Source organism: Streptomyces griseoflavus (assembly GCF_014649995.1).
Taxonomy (GTDB): domain Bacteria; phylum Actinomycetota; class Actinomycetes; order Streptomycetales; family Streptomycetaceae; genus Streptomyces; species Streptomyces griseoflavus.
In genome coordinates this window covers 486-1,087 of sequence record NZ_BMUC01000020.1, presented here as the reverse complement: position 1 = coordinate 1,087, position 602 = coordinate 486, and the positions used below count along the sequence as shown (strand labels likewise).

Sequence of the window (602 nt, the reverse complement as noted above, 5' to 3'; positions counted from 1 at the left end):
TCGGCATCTCCGGTGCCAACGTCCACGACAGCCAGGCCCTTGTCCCGCTCGTGCAGGGCATACCGCCGATCCGCTCCCGCCGCGGTCGTCGGCGGCGCAGGCCGGGCAAGCTGCACCGCGACATCGACACCGGCGACGGGGAGGTGAGCTGGATCATCCGCCGTGAGGACCTTCTGGCGCAGCGCTTCGACCGCGTCATGCAGTCCTATTACTGCTGAACACTCCCTCTTCTCCCTGCTACGCCCGGCGGGTGTCGGAGCCGTGTACCTGGGTCGGAAGCTCTGTTTGCGCAGCCGACCGACCCGAATTATTGCTCCATCTCGCCGACTGCCCGACGGGCGCCGTCGAGGCCCTACTCGACACCGGCGTCCGCGTCGACCCTGCGCTCATCACCCGCCTGGCGAGCATCGCTGCCGACCGCTCTTCGACCGCTCCCGGTACCGGAAGACGGGCGCGGGGCGGCCGTCAACGGAGCGGTGGTTCGTGCACCGGCCACCCCGGACCGGAGATGCCGACGGCAGAGCGCGTCGGGCGTAGGCCTGTCCGAACGTGACACACCAGCGACGGACCGTCTCATGCGAGGCGATCGCGCGGGGCGTGCG

The 602-nt window shown here is 70.1% G+C and carries 1 pseudogene; it reads left to right on the top strand.

Annotated features, from left to right (window positions below):
- Nucleotides 1-122, top strand: a pseudogene (locus tag IE172_RS34890) (IS5/IS1182 family transposase); the annotation flags it as partial.
- Between the last annotated feature and the right edge of the window lie 480 nt (nt 123-602).